General features: G+C 71.6%; 19 protein-coding genes. 12 read left to right on the forward strand and 7 right to left on the reverse strand.

Translation table 11 applies throughout. The features are described 5' to 3' along the window. From VED21_RS29415 to VED21_RS29430, 4 genes are all read left to right on the forward strand, one after another. On the forward strand, window positions 1-286 hold a 286-nt coding region (locus tag VED21_RS29415), incomplete at its 5' end, for a GTP-binding protein (protein ID WP_324888825.1). Between the two features lie 13 nt (window positions 287-299). Continuing rightward, complete coding sequence (locus VED21_RS29420) at window positions 300-1,565, forward strand: cation:proton antiporter (protein ID WP_324888827.1); 1,266 nt, start codon at window positions 300-302, stop codon at window positions 1,563-1,565. A gap of 78 nt (window positions 1,566-1,643) precedes the next feature. Next, window positions 1,644-1,880, forward strand: coding sequence for a hypothetical protein (locus VED21_RS29425; protein ID WP_324888829.1), 237 nt, complete (start codon window positions 1,644-1,646; stop codon window positions 1,878-1,880). Beyond that, complete coding sequence (locus tag VED21_RS29430; protein ID WP_324888831.1) at window positions 1,873-2,289, forward strand: putative toxin-antitoxin system toxin component, PIN family; 417 nt, start codon at window positions 1,873-1,875, stop codon at window positions 2,287-2,289. The genes VED21_RS29425 and VED21_RS29430 overlap by 8 nt, the downstream gene beginning before the upstream one ends. 6 nt (window positions 2,290-2,295) lie before the next feature. Here the strand turns inward: VED21_RS29430 and VED21_RS29435 are convergent, their stop codons facing one another. Then, the gene (locus VED21_RS29435; RefSeq protein ID WP_324888833.1) at window positions 2,296-2,457 is read right to left on the reverse strand and encodes a hypothetical protein; all 162 of its coding nucleotides are present in this window, start codon (window positions 2,455-2,457) and stop codon (window positions 2,296-2,298) included. Between the two features lie 113 nt (window positions 2,458-2,570). On the opposite strand from VED21_RS29435, the gene argB reads away from it, so the two are divergent. Genes argB through VED21_RS29450 form a run of 3 tightly spaced genes read left to right on the forward strand, consistent with a single transcriptional unit; the run spans window position 2,571 to window position 4,886 of the window. Next, window positions 2,571-3,497, forward strand: coding sequence for an acetylglutamate kinase (gene argB / locus VED21_RS29440; protein ID WP_324888835.1), 927 nt, complete (start codon window positions 2,571-2,573; stop codon window positions 3,495-3,497). Window positions 3,498-3,529: 32 nt separating this feature from the next. Then, a complete protein-coding gene (locus VED21_RS29445; protein ID WP_324888837.1) occupies window positions 3,530-3,835 on the forward strand; it encodes a hypothetical protein in 306 nt (101 codons plus the stop codon). Between the two features lie 31 nt (window positions 3,836-3,866). Further along, entirely contained in the window at window positions 3,867-4,886 is a 1,020-nt protein-coding gene (locus tag VED21_RS29450) for a CorA family divalent cation transporter (RefSeq protein ID WP_324888839.1), read from the forward strand. Here VED21_RS29450 and VED21_RS29455 read toward each other — a convergent pair. Continuing rightward, the gene (locus VED21_RS29455) at window positions 4,881-5,399 is read right to left on the reverse strand and encodes an MAPEG family protein (RefSeq protein WP_324888841.1); all 519 of its coding nucleotides are present in this window, start codon (window positions 5,397-5,399) and stop codon (window positions 4,881-4,883) included. The two genes, VED21_RS29450 and VED21_RS29455, sit on opposite strands and share 6 nt — an antisense overlap. A 3-nt stretch (window positions 5,400-5,402) precedes the next feature. Further along, window positions 5,403-6,359: an acetyl-CoA carboxylase carboxyltransferase subunit alpha gene (locus tag VED21_RS29460; protein WP_324888843.1), complete on the reverse strand. Its 957-nt coding sequence runs from the start codon at window positions 6,357-6,359 to the stop codon at window positions 5,403-5,405. A gap of 135 nt (window positions 6,360-6,494) precedes the next feature. On the opposite strand from VED21_RS29460, the gene VED21_RS29465 reads away from it, so the two are divergent. Then, entirely contained in the window at window positions 6,495-7,250 is a 756-nt protein-coding gene (locus VED21_RS29465) for a class I SAM-dependent methyltransferase (protein WP_324888845.1), read from the forward strand. A gap of 158 nt (window positions 7,251-7,408) precedes the next feature. On the opposite strand, the gene aceB is transcribed toward VED21_RS29465, so the two are convergent. From aceB to VED21_RS29485, 4 genes are all read right to left on the reverse strand, one after another. Further along, complete coding sequence (gene aceB / locus VED21_RS29470) at window positions 7,409-9,013, reverse strand: malate synthase A (RefSeq protein WP_324888847.1); 1,605 nt, start codon at window positions 9,011-9,013, stop codon at window positions 7,409-7,411. Window positions 9,014-9,086: 73 nt separating this feature from the next. Next, complete coding sequence (xerD, locus tag VED21_RS29475) at window positions 9,087-10,064, reverse strand: site-specific tyrosine recombinase XerD (RefSeq protein WP_324888849.1); 978 nt, start codon at window positions 10,062-10,064, stop codon at window positions 9,087-9,089. A gap of 22 nt (window positions 10,065-10,086) precedes the next feature. Then, the gene (locus VED21_RS29480; RefSeq protein WP_324888852.1) at window positions 10,087-11,922 is read right to left on the reverse strand and encodes a hypothetical protein; all 1,836 of its coding nucleotides are present in this window, start codon (window positions 11,920-11,922) and stop codon (window positions 10,087-10,089) included. Beyond that, complete coding sequence (locus VED21_RS29485) at window positions 11,903-12,043, reverse strand: hypothetical protein (RefSeq protein ID WP_324888854.1); 141 nt, start codon at window positions 12,041-12,043, stop codon at window positions 11,903-11,905. Before VED21_RS29485 ends, VED21_RS29480 begins: the two co-directional genes overlap by 20 nt. A gap of 220 nt (window positions 12,044-12,263) precedes the next feature. Between VED21_RS29485 and VED21_RS29490 the strand changes: the two genes are divergently transcribed. The 4 genes from VED21_RS29490 to VED21_RS29505 all read left to right on the forward strand — a co-directional run. After that, window positions 12,264-12,911: a shikimate kinase gene (locus VED21_RS29490; RefSeq protein WP_414638339.1), complete on the forward strand. Its 648-nt coding sequence runs from the start codon at window positions 12,264-12,266 to the stop codon at window positions 12,909-12,911. Next, the gene (gene aroB, locus VED21_RS29495; RefSeq protein ID WP_324888856.1) at window positions 12,911-14,023 is read left to right on the forward strand and encodes a 3-dehydroquinate synthase; all 1,113 of its coding nucleotides are present in this window, start codon (window positions 12,911-12,913) and stop codon (window positions 14,021-14,023) included. Before VED21_RS29490 ends, aroB begins: the two co-directional genes overlap by 1 nt. Window positions 14,024-14,086: 63 nt before the next feature. Then, complete coding sequence (locus VED21_RS29500) at window positions 14,087-14,383, forward strand: type II toxin-antitoxin system HigB family toxin (protein WP_324888858.1); 297 nt, start codon at window positions 14,087-14,089, stop codon at window positions 14,381-14,383. Then, on the forward strand, window positions 14,380-14,675 hold a 296-nt coding region (locus tag VED21_RS29505; protein ID WP_324888859.1), incomplete at its 3' end, for an XRE family transcriptional regulator. The genes VED21_RS29500 and VED21_RS29505, both read left to right, overlap by 4 nt.

Genomic DNA, 14,675 nt, shown 5'->3' on the forward strand with positions numbered 1-14,675 from the left:
CGTGACGCTGCGCCGGGCGCTGGTGTTGATCGACGGACGTCATGGCATCAAGCCGAACGACGTGGAGATCATGAAGATGCTGGACCAGACCGCCGTGCCCTACCAGATCGTGCTGACCAAGGCCGACAAGGTGAAGGCGGCGGAGCTGGAGGCCGTGCGCACGCGCACCGCCGCCGCGCTGAAAAAGCACCCGGCCGCCTACCCCGAGGTGCACGTGACCAGCGCCGAAAAGGGCGTGGGCATCGCCGAGCTGCGCGCCAGCCTCGCCAAGTTCGCGGAATACTGAGCCGGGTGCGGCCGTGCACCTGGAGGTCTCCCCCGTCTTCGTCTTCCTGGTGCAGGCCATCCTGCTGATCGCCGTGCCGTTCCTGCTGTGGCGGCTGACCGGCATCAAGCGCGTGGCGCCGATGGTGGTGGTGCAGATCCTGTTCGGCATCGCGCTCGGCCCCTCCGTGCTGGGCCATCTGGCGCCGGACCTGTGGGGCCGGCTGTTCGCCCCGGCCTCGCTGGCGCCCTTGTCGGGGCTGGCGTGGCTGGCGGTGGTGTTCTTCGCCTTTCTCACCGGCCTGCACCTGGACGTGACGGAGTTCAAGGGCAAGGGCCGTGCCTTCGCCGCCGTCAGCCTGTCCAGCATGCTGGTGCCGACCGCGCTGGGCGTGCTGGCCGGACTGTGGATCGCCGACGCGGTGCCGGGCATGACCGGACCGAAGGCGTCGCCGGCGCTGTTCGCCGCGGGGTTCGGCATCTGCCTGGGCGTCACCGCGCTGCCGGTGCTGGGCGCCATCCTGCGCGAGATGGGGCTGGTCAACCACCGCGTCGGCCAGCTGGCGCTGGGCTACGCCGCCGTGAACGACGCAGCACTCTGGGTGCTGATGACCGGCGTCCTGGCCTGGGGGCATGGCGGCGGGCTGGACGGCATGGGGTGGGTGCTTGCGCTGGGCCTACTCTACGCCGGGGCGTCGCTGCTGGTGGCCCGGCCGCTCTTGGAGCGGGTGATGCGGCACGCCGCCCCCGACGGGCACTTCGGCGACACGGCGGTGGTCGCCACCTGCGCGGCACTCCTCGGCTCCGCGGCGGTGACGGAGCTGATCGGGCTGCACTACATCCTGGGCGCCTTCATCGCCGGGCTGGTCATGCCCAAGCGCGTGGCCGAATCCATCCTGCACCGCCTGGACCCCTTCGCCACGCTGGTGCTGCTGCCCTTCTTCTTCACGCTGACCGGCCTCAAGGTGACCATCGACCTGGGCGAGCCGGCGCAGTGGACCGTCTTCCTGGTGGCGACGCTGACGACGCTGGCCGGCAAGGTGCTGGGCACCACCCTGCCCGCCCGCCTGACCGGCGAGAGCTGGCCGGACGCGCTGCGCCTGGGCACGCTGATGCCGTGCAAGGGGCTGATGGAGGTGATCGTCCTGACCATCCTGCTGGAAGCCGGCGTGCTGTCGCTGGGCTGCTTCTCGGCGATGGTGCTGATGGCGGTGGCGACCACGGCGCTGACCCAGCCGCTGACCCTGCTGGCCGGCCGCTGGGCCGACGCGCGCTACGGAACGGCGGCCGTGCGGGGGTGATGGCCGGGGGCGCGAAGATGCCTTATATTCGGGGAAGAGTCGGCCGCCGGCCGCGTCGTCGTTCGGAAGGGTATCGCCATGCCAGCCACCGTAAGGAAGCTTCGCGCGGGCACCTTGCCGCCCGAGCTTCGGCGCGCCGACGTGGGGGACAACGAAGCCGTCTACGTCACGGTGGAGACCCAGGGCGAACACACCGCCCGCTTGTTCCGCGAGATCGGGGCCGACGTTCAGGGGCGGCGGCGCGAAGCCGGCATGACCGACGCGGACGTGGAAGCGCTCCTCGAAGAGCTTGGGCTCGAGTGCCGGGATGAATAGACCCCGCGTCGTCATCGACACGGGGGTTTACGTCAGCGCCCTCCTCAAGCCGAACTCAACCCCAGCCGCCGCCGTCCAGTTCGCGTTCATCCAGGCCGAACCGCTGGTTTCCCTCGACTGCCTTGAAGAGCTTCGCCAAACGCTCGACAGCCGCAAGCTCCGCCCGGTCATACGGCCGGAACAGGCGGCAGAACTGTTGTCGGCCATTGGCAAGCATCGCTCGATCCCGGTACGCGAGGCGATCACGGCCTGCCGTGACCCGAAGGACGACAAGTTCCTGTCCCTGGCCGTTGCTGGCGACGCCGAATGCATCGTCTCCGGCGACAACGACCTGCTGGTGCTCCACCCGTTCCGGGGAGTCGCGATCCTGCGCCCGTCGGAATTCCTGGCGCGCTACGCAGGGCGTTGAATCCCCTCAGCTCGGCGTCGCGATCCCCTCGTCCGGGGTCTCGCCGGTGCCGCCGCGCCGCGCCTTGTCCTTCTCGGGGCGCTTCAGCAGGCGGCCATCGTCGTCGGGCGGGGTCTTGAGGGCGTCGGTGAAGGGGGACTTCGGTTCGGGCATGTGGCGGTCGTTCATGGCACTTTCCCATCGGCGGGCGGTTTCCCAACTGCGAACCGTGCCGCCCCGCCGCCGGTTCCCGCAAAAAGCCCCCTAGGCACGGCACGCGGCTTCCGTTAAAGAGTCCGCCGATGACCACACCCACGAACGGCTCTCCCGTGACGACGAACGACCGTGAAGAGTGGCTGGGCAAGGCCCGCACCCTGTCCGAGGCCCTCCCCTACATGCGCCGCTACGCCGGGCGCACCTTCGTCATCAAGTACGGCGGCCACGCCATGGGTGACGACCATCTGGCCGAGTTGTTCGCCCGCGACATCGTGCTGCTGAAGCAGGTGGGCATCAACCCCGTGGTGGTGCACGGCGGCGGCCCGCAGATCGGCGCCATGCTGAACCGCCTGAAGATCCAGTCGAGCTTCGTCGACGGCCTGCGCGTCACCGACAAGGAGACGGTCGAGGTGGTCGAGATGGTGCTCGCCGGCTCGATCAACAAGCAGATCGTCACCGCCATCTCCAAGGCCGGCGGCCGCGCCGTGGGCCTGTCGGGCAAGGACGGGCAGCTGATCATCGCGCGCAAGCTGCGCCGCACGCAGAAGGACCCGGACAGCAACATCGAGAAGGTTCTGGACCTGGGCTTCGTGGGCGAGCCGTACCAGGTGAACCCGCAGATCCTGAACAGCCTGATCCAGTCGGACATCATCCCGGTGGTGGCCCCGGTGGGCGTGGATCTGGCCGGCGACACGTACAACATCAACGCCGACACCTCGGCCGGCGCCATCGCCGGCGCGCTCGGCGCCACGCGCTTCTTCCTGCTGACCGACGTGGCCGGCGTGCTGGACAAGGACAAGAACCTGATCCCGCGCATGACGCTGGAGCAGGCCCGCGGCTGCATCGCCGACGGCACCGCGTCCGGCGGCATGATCCCGAAGATCGAGACCTGCATCGACGCCGTCGAACAGGGCGTCGACGCCGCCGTCATCCTGGACGGCCGGGTGCCGCACGCGCTGCTGCTGGAGATCTTCACCGAGGGCGGCGCCGGAACGCTGATCGGCCGCGACTGATCCACGCCCGCCCGCTGCCGGAGGGTCCCGCCATGACGAAAGACCTGCGCAAGGACCTGCTTCGGCAGATGGCGGAGATCCGCGGCCGGCTCGACCCCAAGCTGGTGGAGCGCGCCAAGCTGGCGGCCTTCGGCAAGGTCCCCTACGACCGGGACGTCGCCAAGGAGGCCGTCAGCCGTTTCCTGGACGCCCGCGACGACGGGGGCGCCTTCCGCCGCAAGCTGGAGGACGCGCTGCGGCGCGAGGGCGAGGCGCTGGACCTGACGCCGGACGCCAAGCCGGAGCCCAAGGAAACGGCCCACCCGCTGAAGCCCCGGCGCATCGGCCGCATCGCCTGACCCCCTCCCCACCCGCCCGTCCGGAGCCGTCATGCTGCAGGTGTTCGTCAACGACGGCGGCACGCTCCGGGCGCACAAGGGCGCGGAGGGCCGGGGCGCGGAGGGCCAAGGGGCGGAGGGCCGGCGCGAGCCGCTGCCGGACGAGACCGTCTGGGTCGACCTGCTGGCCCCCATGCCCGACGAGGTGGCGAAGGCCGAGGCGCTGATGGGCCTGCGCCTGCCGACACGCGAGCAGATGGCGGAGATCGAGGAATCGAGCCGCCTGCGCCGCATCCCCGGCGCCATGCACGTCACCGTCCTGACGCTGGCCTTCGCCGACACCGACGCGCCCCGTCTGGCGCCGGTCAGCTTCGTGCTGGCGCGCGGCCGGCTGGCCACGCTGCACCACGTCGACTCGAAGCCCTTCCTGGACTTCCGCCGCCGCGCGGCGCACCAGGGCTGCCGCACGCCGAAGGCGGAGGCGGTGCTGCGGGCATTGGTCGAGGGCATCGTCGAGCGCACCGCCGCCGTGCTGCGCCGCGTGGCCGTGGAACTCGATTCGCTGGCCGGCGGCTCCTTCCGCGTCACGGCCCTGCCCGCCGGCACGGAGCCGCGCGACGACAACCGTACGCTGAAGCGGCTGGGGCAGGCCGGCCACCGGATCGCCAAGGCGCACGAGAGCCTGGGCAGCCTCGCCCGCATGCTGGATTTCCTGGCGCGCGGCCCAATGGGCGGCGGCGTGGTCGGCAAGGAGACCCGGCGCTGGGCTCGCGGCGCCCGGCTGGACGTCACCGGCCTGGACGAATACGCGCAGTTCCTGTCGCGCAAGGTGGGGCTGATTCTGGACACCACGCTGGGCCGCATCAACGCCGAGCAAACGGGCATCGTAAAGCTGGTCAGCGTGCTGACCGTGGCGCTGTTCCCGCCGCTGCTGGTGACCAGCGTCTTCGGCATGAACTTCGCGGCGATGCCGGAACAGCAGTCGCCCGCCGGCTATCCCATGGCGATCGCGCTGACCGTGCTGGCCGCCGTGGCACCCCTGTGGTTCTTCAAGCGGCGCGGCTGGCTATAGCGCCAGGACCACCGCCCAGCCCAGCACCACGAGGTTGACCGTGAAGGTCATCGCCATGCCGGGTGCGCGCAGGTAGGGATGCACGTGGTAGCCGGCCCAGAACAGCAGCCGGCCCGCCACGAACAGCGCCGTGGCGAGGCGCGGCACGCCCAGCCCGTCGACCGGCAGCAGCACGCTCAACGCCCACAGGCCGGGCAGGAAGACCAGCGTCTGCTCCACCGTGTTGGACAGCACGCGCTGGGCGACGCGGTAGCCGCGGCTTTCCGCGTCGTCGATGGGGTTGAACGCCAGCGAGCGCCCGCGCGCCGCCATGACGGCGCAGACCATGGCGAACAGCACCAGCGCCGGCCACAGCGACAGCCGCGCCGCCAGCGCCAGACGCGCCTGGAGCGCCGCCATGGCCTCCGGCGCCGGGAACAGCGGCGCCAGCGCCACGAACAGCACGAGGGTGACCGCCACCGCGCCCACGTTGACCGCCGCGGCCAGGGGCAGGAGGCGACGGTCGCGCGCCATGCGTCAGCCCAGGCCCTTCTGGCCCATCTCCAGGAACTTCTCGCGGCGCTTGCGGCGCAGCGCGTCGGCGTCGAGGCCGGTCAGCTCCTCCAGCGCCTGCTCCATGGCGTCGCCCAGGGCCTGCACGGTGGCGCCGGTGTCGCGGTGGGCGCCGCCGATGGGCTCGTGCACCACGCGGTCGATGACGCCCAGTTCCTTCAGGTCCTGGCTGGTCAGGCGCAGCGCGGTCGCCGCCTCGCCCGCCATGTCGTTGCTGCGCCAGAGGATCGACGCGCAGCCCTCGGGCGAGATGACCGAGTAGATGGCGTGCTCCAGCATCAGCACGCGGTCGGCGGTGGCGATGGCGATGGCGCCGCCCGAGCCGCCCTCGCCGATCACCGCGGTGACCAGCGGCACGCCGATGCGCAGGCAGGTCTCGATGCTCTTGGCGATGGCCTCGGCCTGGCCGCGCTCCTCGGCCTGCACGCCGGGGAAGGCGCCGGCGGTGTCGACCAGCGTCAGCACCGGCAGCCGGAACCGCTCGGCCAGTTGCATCAGGCGCTGCGCCTTGCGATAGCCCTCGGGCTTGGCCATGCCGAAGTTGTGGCGCACGCGCGACTCGGTGTCGTGCCCCTTCTCCTGGCCGATGACCACGACCGACCGGCCGCGGAAGCGGCCAAGGCCGCCCACCACCGCCTGATCCTCGGCGAAGTGGCGGTCGCCGGCCAGCGGCGTGAAGTCCTCGACGAGGCCATGGACGAAGTCCAGGCAGTGCGGCCGGTTGGGGTGACGGGCCACCTGCACCTTCTGCGCCGGCGTCAACTTGGCGTAGGTCTGGCGCAGCAGCTTGTCGACCTTGCCCTGCAGCTTGGCGACCTCGTCGGCGATGTTGATGTCGCCGGCGTCGGTGAGGTGCCGCAGCTCCTCGATCTTGCCTTCGAGTTCGGCGATCGGCTTCTCGAATTCCAGGAAGGTCTGCATGTCCGGACAGGTAGCGGAAGAACGGCAAAAAAGACCGGGCTACCTACCACGTGCCGCACCGCCGCGCCATAGCCGAGTGGTGGCAATCGCACGACGGCGCTCGCGGCCGGCGCGCGCAGGCGCTATCCTTTCACCATGACGACCTTCAAGGACCATTTCTCCGGCCACGCCGGGGACTACCGCGCCTTCCGCCCGGTCTATCCGGCCGGTCTGGCCGACGCGCTGGCCGACGCCACCCCCGCGCGGGACCTCGCCTGGGACGTGGGGTGCGGCAACGGGCAGCTTTCGGTCGATCTGGCACGGCGCTTCGCCCGCGTGGTCGCCACCGACGCCAGCGCCCCGCAGATCGAGGCCGCGACTCCGCACGAGCGCGTGGAATACCGCGTCGCCCCCGCCGAATCCGGCGGGCTGCCCGACGCCTCGGCCGACCTGATCGTCGCCGCGCAGGCGGCGCACTGGTTCGACCTGCCGGCCTTCTACGCCGAGGTGCGGCGCGTGGCGCGTCCCGGCGCCGTCCTCGCGCTGGTCACCTACGGCGCCATCGAGGCGGAGGACGAGGCGCTGCGCCACGCGCTGCGCGCCTTCCACGACGACACGCTGGGTCCCTGGTGGCCGCCGGAGCGTGCGCATGTGGGCACCGGCTACCGCTCCCTGGACTTCCCGTTCCCGGAGTTGCCGGTGCCGCGTCTGGCCATGGAGGCGCGCTGGACGCTGCCGCAGGTCCTGGGCTACCTGGACACGTGGTCGTCGGTGAAGGCATGGATCAAGGCCGAGGGCGGCGACCCGGTCGCCGACTTCGGCCGGGAGATCGCGCCGCTGTGGGGCGCCCCGGAGCAGGCGCGGCCGATCCTGTGGCCGCTGGCGATGCGGCTGGGGCGGGTGGAGAGGTAAGCTCTCAAGTCCCTCCCCCGCCCCCGGCGGGGGAGGTTAGGAGGGGGCAACGGCCACTGTGGCAGACTGCGGCCTCACGAATTCTCGCACACAACTTGCCCCCACCCTGCCCGCTACCGCGGGCTTCCCTCCCCCGGCGGGGCCAGGGGAGGGAGAGTTTACGCCCCTCCCGCCACGATCCGCTCATACGCCGGCAGGGTCAGGAACTCCACGAAGTCCTTACGCTCGACCAGATCGCGGAACAGCGCCGCCGCGTCCGTCCAGGCACCGGCCGTGTAGGCGGCGTCGCCCAGGCGGGCCTTCCAGGCGGCCAGTTCGTCGGCGATCACCTGATCCACCAACGCCATGGTCACCGTGCGGCCGTCGTCCAGGGTGGCCGCGTGGTGCACCCACTGCCAGACCTGGGTGCGGCTGATCTCGGCGGTGGCGGCGTCCTCCATCAGGTTGAACAGCGGGACGCAGCCCAGGCCGCGCAGCCATGCCTCGATGTAGCCCAGGCCCACCGCCACGTTCATGCGCAGCCCCGCCTCGGTGCGCGGCCCTTTCGGAACCTTCAGCAGGTCGGCGGCGGTCACGGCCACGTCCTGGCGCTTTTTGTGGATCTGGTTGGGGGTGGGCATGTGGCGGTCGAACACCTCCATGGCCACGGGGACGAGGCCGGGGTGCGCCACCCAGGTGCCGTCGTGGCCGTTCGTCGCCTCGCGCTCCTTGTCGGCGCGCACCTTGGCGAAGGCGGCCTCGTTGGCGGCCGGGTCGTTCTTCACCGGGATGAAGGCCGCCATGCCGCCGATGGCCGGCGCGTTGCGCCGGTGGCAGGTCTTGACCGCCAGCTGGCTGTAGGAGCTGAGGAAGTGCACGTCCATGCCGACCGTCGCGCGGTCGGGCATGACGGCGGCCTGGTCGTTGCGGAACTTCTTGATGAAGCTGAAGATGTAGTCCCAGCGCCCGCAGTTCAGCCCGGCCGAGTGGTCGCGCAGCTCATACAGGATCTCGTCCATCTCGAAGGCGGCCAGGATCGTCTCGATCAGCACGGTCGCCTTGATGGAGCCGTGCGGGACGCCAACGTATTCCTCGGCCAGCGTGAAGACTTCGTTCCACAGCCGCGCCTCGAAATGGCTCTCCAGCTTCGGCAGGTAGAAGTAGGGGCCGGAGCCGCGCGCCAGCAATTCCTTGGCGTTGTGGAAGAAGTACAGGCCGAAGTCGAACAGTCCGGCGGAGACCGGCTGCCCCTCGAACAGGACGTGCTTCTCCACCATGTGCCAGCCGCGCGGGCGCACCTTCAGCACGGCGGTCTTCTCGTTCAGCGCGTACGCCTTGCCGGTCGCCGGGTCGGCGTGGGCGATGGTGCGGCGCACGGCGTCGCGGACGTTGATCTGCCCTTCCACCTGGTTGGTCCAGGACGGGCAGTTGGCGTCCTCGAAATCGGCCATGAAGACCTTGGCGCCGGAGTTCAGCGCGTTGATGACCATCTTGCGGTCGACCGGGCCGGTGATCTCCACGCGGCGGTCCTGGAGGTCGGCCGGCAGCGGCGCGATGGTCCAGTCGCTGTCGCGGATGGCCTTCGTCTCGGGCAGGAAATCGGGTTTCTCGCCTTTGTCGATCAGCTCCTGGTGCTTCTGGCGCACGGCCAGCAGGCGCTCGCGCTCGGGGCCGAAGCGCATTTCCAGCTCGGCGATGAAGGCGCAGGCCTCGGGCGTCAGGATCTCCTCGAAGCCCGGCAGCATCGGGCCCAGGATGTCCAGCCCGGAAATGGTCGTCGCCATGTCGTGTCCCCCCTTGATCGACGGCTTGCGCCATCGCGTATAGCACGCCGCGGGCCGGCGCCGAAGGTGTTGATCAGCCGCCCGCCTTGCGCCGGGCCAGCGGATGGTGCTCCGCCACCACGCGGCGCAGGCGGTCGGACACCACGTGGGTGTAGATCTGCGTGGTGGCGATGTCGGCGTGGCCCAGCATCTTCTGCACCGAGCGCAGGTCGGCGCCGTGGTCCAGCAGGTGGGTGGCGAAGGCGTGGCGCAGCACGTGCGGGCTGACCTTGTCCGGGTCGATGCCGGCGGCCACCGTCAGGTCCTTCAGGATCTGCGCGAAGCGCTGGCGCGTCAGGTGCCCGGAATCGGACGTGCGGGAGGGGAACAGGAACTTCGCCTGCAGCGTCTCGCGCTCCGGCACCAGGAAGTCCTTGCGCAGCGGCAGGTAGGTGGAAATCGCGTCCCGCGCGGGGTCGGAGAGCGGCACCATGCGCTCCTTTCCCCCCTTGCCGCGCACGATCAGCCCGCGCCCGTCGCGCAGGATGGCCGACAGCGGCAGGCCCACCAGCTCCGACACGCGCAGGCCGGTGGCGTACAGGATCTCCAAGAGCGCCACCAGCCGCGTCCCCTCCGGCCCGCCGCGGCTGCGGGCGGTGTCGATCAGCGCCAGCACCTCCGCCTCGCTCAACACCTTGGGCAGGGGGCGGCCCTGCTTGGGGCTGTCGAGGGCGGAGGCCGGGTCGTCGGTGCGCCGCCCCTCCGACACCAGGAAGCGGTAGAACTGCCGCAGCGCCGACAGCCGGCGCGCCACCGTGCGCGGCGCCGGGGCCGCGTCGGCGTGCGCCAGGTGGGCGAGGTAGGCGCGCAGGTCCTCGGTCCCCGCCGCTTCCAGCGTCATGCCGCGCTGGGCCAGCCAGCGCGACACGTCCATCAGGTCGCGCTCGTACGCCTGACGGGTGTTGAGCGCCGCCCCACGCTCCGCCATCAGCATGTCGAGAAAGGCGTCAAGCTCCGGCGAAACCGACAGGGATCGCGGCTTGCACGGACGGCCACGGCGCTTTTCGGTCACGCGTTCCCCCTCATTCCTCACGTCAACCCAGTGCCGCGGCGACGGCCTCGCGGGCCAGCGCGCGCGCCTCGGATTCCAGCCCCACGGTCCGCAGCGCGGCGACGATGCGCGCCATCACCACGGGCGCGGTGCCCGCCGGTCCCAGCTTGCCTATCAGCGCGAGCGATACCAGCACGGTTTCTCCCGTGCGTCCCTCCGCCGCAGCGGTCTTCAGGCGAGCCCACAGCGCCGGATCGGGCGCCGGCCCCGCACCAGCGGGCGCGCCGCCGTCGGCGGCGGCCAGCCACGCGTCCTCCGGCACCGCAACCCCTTGCGCCTGCACCAGCGCCAGGATACCGGACGCCCGCGCCCGGGCGGCCGGATCGCCGGTCCGCAACGCCTCGTCCAGCCACGGCTGGAGGCCGGCCGGCCCGGCCCAATGCCCGGCCCACTGCGCCGCCAGCGGCCACAGCCGCGCAGCACCGCCGGTGCGGCCAGCAAGGTCGAGCCAGCGGCGCGCCGCATCCTCGCGCGCCTGCGCCGTGTACAGCCGCGCCGCCGCCGGGGCCAGATGCGCCGCCTGGGCGTTGGGCGTCACGCTGTCCAGCATGGCCGCCACCACGGCACCCGCCGGCCCGGCCAGCATCGGCGGGTCCAACAGGTCGAGCGCCAGCGCCGCCAGCGCCATGCGCCGGTTGCCGTCCATCGCCCCGGCGAAGGCCTGCTGGACGAGGCCGCGCACGCGCGGCCCCCGGTCACGCGCGGCGAGGTCGCGCAGGCGCAGCAGCTCGTCGCCGCGCGCCGGGGCGGCCTGATACGCCTCGGCCAGCGCGCGGGCGTCGAGGAACAGCATGCCCGCCGCGCGCTCGGCCGCGCCGACGCGGGTCACCGGATCGGTGGCCGCGTTGCGCGCCACGGCGGCGAGGCGCGCGGGCTCATCCACGGCCACCGCCTCCGGCGGCACCGGAAGGTTCAGCGCGCGCAGCATGGCCAGCGACAGCGGCGTGGGGTCCTTCACCACGCGCACGGCCGGGACCGTGCCGCCGGCCATCGCCTCGGCCAGCAGCAGGAAGGCGTCGTCGCGCTCGCCCCCGGCGCGCAATGCGCCCAGGGCCACCAGCGCCTCCGAACGCTCGCCGGCGCGCGCCCGGCAGAACACTTCCAGGCGCTTCCAGTACGGGTCGGTGAAGCCGGTGCCCAGGGCGAGGGCCTTCGGGCAGTCGAGGGCGTCCTGCAGCAGCTGCGCGTCCACCACGGCGCGCGCCGCCGCGTCGTCCTTCAGCGCGTCCGGCAGCACGGCGGCGAGCCGCAGCGCGGCGGCCGGATCGCCCAGCCGGGCCAGCGCCTCCACCTTCAGCGCGGCGAAGCGGCGAGGCGGCGGTGGCTCGCCGGGGGCCGGCTGTGGTCCGGCGGCGGCGGTCAGCAGCAGGCGCCGGGTGAGATCGCGCGCTGCCGGCGACGGGGTGGCCGGCGGCAGCGCCGCCAGCAGGCGCAGCAGCTCGGCGCGCGGCAGGCCGCGCCACAGGCCGATGCCCAGCCCGCCGCCGCGGTCGTCCAGCACGCCGTCGCCGTCCGGGTCGGCCGCCGCCAGCGCCTCGGCCCGCACCGGCGGCGGCCGGGGCACGATAGGATTCGTAGGGGCGGGGTTCGTGGGGGCGGGCTTCGGGTCCGCGGACGGCAGCGGCGGTTCCGGCGGCGGCTGGTCGGCGCCGGGCACGGTGGGAACCAGGCGGATGGGCGGCCCCGGCTGCTGCGCGGCCAGCGGCGCGGCGGCCGACAGGACAGTGGTCAGGGCAACGATCAGGGTCGCGACCGGCGTGGCGCGGCGGCGGTGGGGAGCGGGGGCGTTCCCGGCGCGGTCAGCGCGGGAAGCGGTCATCCGGGATGACCTTTTCCACCGTCTTGGACGGCGCCGGCATGTCCCAGGCGGCCAGGAACGCCATACCGCCGCCGATGACGACCAGCAGCAACAGGATGAGGACGGACAGGGCGCGGCTCATGGTTCGGGACGATCCGGTGCCTTGGGATGGATGGGAATGACGCGGACCTACCACGGCAGGACGCCGCAGGGGTTGGGACAAGGATGCGCTTTCATGCTAAAGACGCACACCCGCCTGCGGCCCGGCCGGTCTTAGCCCGTTCGGGGCAACACTCTAGCCCCGGCCGGCGGCGCAGGCAACAGGAACACCCGCTTCGAGCCGACCGGAGACCAGCGCCGCCATGACCGACCGCCCCACGCCCTCCGCGCCGGACCGTCCGGCACCGACCGCGCGGCACCCCGGCACCCCGCCCGGCGGGCTGCCGCGGACCGTGGTGCTGGTCGGGCTGATGGGTGCGGGCAAGAGCGCCATCGGCCGGCGGCTGGCGGCCAAGCTCGGCCTGCCCTTCCTGGACGCCGACGCGGAGATCGAGGCGGCGGCCGGCTGCACCATCGAGGAGATCTTCGCCCGCGACGGCGAGGCCGGCTTCCGCGCGGGCGAGCGCAAGATCATCGCGCGGCTGCTGACCGAATCGCCGGTGCACGTGCTGGCCACCGGCGGCGGCGCCTTCATGGACCCGCAGACCCGCGCCCTGATCCGCGAGCGCGGGCTGTCGGTGTGGCTGCGCGCCGACCTGGACATCCTGCTGGCGCGCACGGCGCGGCGCACCAACCGGCCGCTGCTGAAGAAGGGCGACCCGCGCGAGATCCTGTCCCGCCTGATGGAGCAGCGCTATCCCGTCTACGCCGAGGCGGACCTGACGGTGGAAAGCGACGAGAACCCGCCCGAATACACCGTGGAGCGCGTGCTGGAAGCGCTGGAGGCCCACGTCGGCCACCCGCTCGCCCGCGCCGCCCGCCACCCGGGCCACCACGAGGAGAAGCACTGATGAGCGAGACCGTCCGCGTCGACCTGGGCACGCGCAGCTACGACATCCTGGTGGGCGACGGCATTCTGGCCCGGGCCGGGGGGCGCATCGCCGACATCACGCGCGGCCGCGCCCCCATCGTCGTCACCGACGACCATGTGGCGCAGCACCATTTGCCGACGCTGGAGCGCACGTTGCGCGACGCCGGGCTGGACGCCGGCACGCCCATTATCCTGCCGGCCGGCGAGAAGACCAAGGACTTCGCCCACCTGGAACGGCTGATGGACGCCGTGCTGGGCCGCGGGATCGAGCGTTCGGCCGTGCTGATCGCGCTGGGCGGCGGCGTCATCGGCGACATCACCGGCTTCGCCGCCGCCATCGCGCTGCGCGGCATCGACTTCATCCAGGTGCCGACCACCCTGCTGTCCCAGGTGGACAGCTCGGTCGGCGGCAAGACCGGCATCAACACCCGGCACGGCAAGAACCTGGTCGGCGCCTTCCACCAGCCGCGCCTCGTGGTGGCCGACACCGCCACGCTGGACTCGCTGCCCAAGCGCGAGGTGCTGGCCGGCTACGCCGAGGTGGCGAAGTACGGCCTGATCCGCCTGCCCGACTTCTGGGACTGGCTGGAGGCCAACGGTGCGCGCGTGGTGGAGGGCGACAGCGCGGCGCGCCGCCACGCCGTGAAGGTCAGCTGCGAGGCCAAGGCGGCCATCGTCGGCGTGGACGAGCGCGAGAGCGGCGACCGCGCGCTGCTCAACCTGGGCCACACCTTCGGCCACGCGCTGGAGGCGGCGACCGGCTACGGCTCCCGGCTGCTGCACGGCGAGGCGGTGGCGATCGGCATGGTGCTGGCGTTCGACCTGTCGGTCCGCCTGGGCCTGTGCCCCGGCCAGGACGCCGTGCGGGCGCGCCGCCACCTGGAAGCGGTGGGCCTGCCCACCAAGCCCACCGACGTGCCCGGCGTGGAGTGGGACGTGGACGAGCTGATCGCCGCCATGGCCAAGGACAAGAAGGTGAAGGACGGCCGCATCACCTTCGTCCTGGCCCGCGGCATCGGCCAAGCCTTCACCCAGCGCGACGTCGATCCGGAAGCGGTGCGGGCGCTGATGGAGGAGGCGGTGAGCAAGTAAGAGATTGTTCCGAATCTGGGAACTTCCCTTTGTTCCCAGATTCGGAACGTGCTACGATACCTTATGCAGGTCATCGCTCTTCGCACGCTCCGGCAGTTCTGGGAAAAGCACCCCCGAGCGGAAACGCCGTTGCGGACGTGGCACAGCGTCGTCCGACAAGCGTCCTGGCAGGGACCGGCGGACATCAAGAGGGATTTCGGGGCAACGGTGGACTTCGTTGCCGACAGCCGCGTGATCTTCGACCTTGGCGGCAACAAGTACCGCCTGATTGCCCACGTCTCGTATCGGTTTAAGCGCGTGCTCGTGAAATTCGTCGGTACGCACGAGGAATACGACGGCATCAATCCGAGGACCGTATGATGATGGATATTCGGCCGCTGAAAACGGAAGCGGACTACGACCGGGCTCTTACGGAGATCGAGCGCTACTTCGAGAACGAGCCCGAGCCCGGGACGCCGGAGGCTGACCGCTTCGACATGCTCGCGCTGGTAATCGGCGATTATGAGGCGCGGCACTGGCCGGTTGAACCGCCCGAAGCTCCGGACGCGTTGCGCGCACACATGGAACAGACCGGTCGCCAGCAGAAGGATTTGGCTGAACTGCTCGGCTCGAAGGCCCGCGCGTCAGAGGTTTTGAACCGCTATCGGCACCT

Origin of the sequence: Azospirillum sp. (genome assembly GCF_035627195.1) — a bacterium.
In the GTDB taxonomy this organism is placed as follows: Bacteria; Pseudomonadota; Alphaproteobacteria; order Azospirillales; family Azospirillaceae; genus Azospirillum.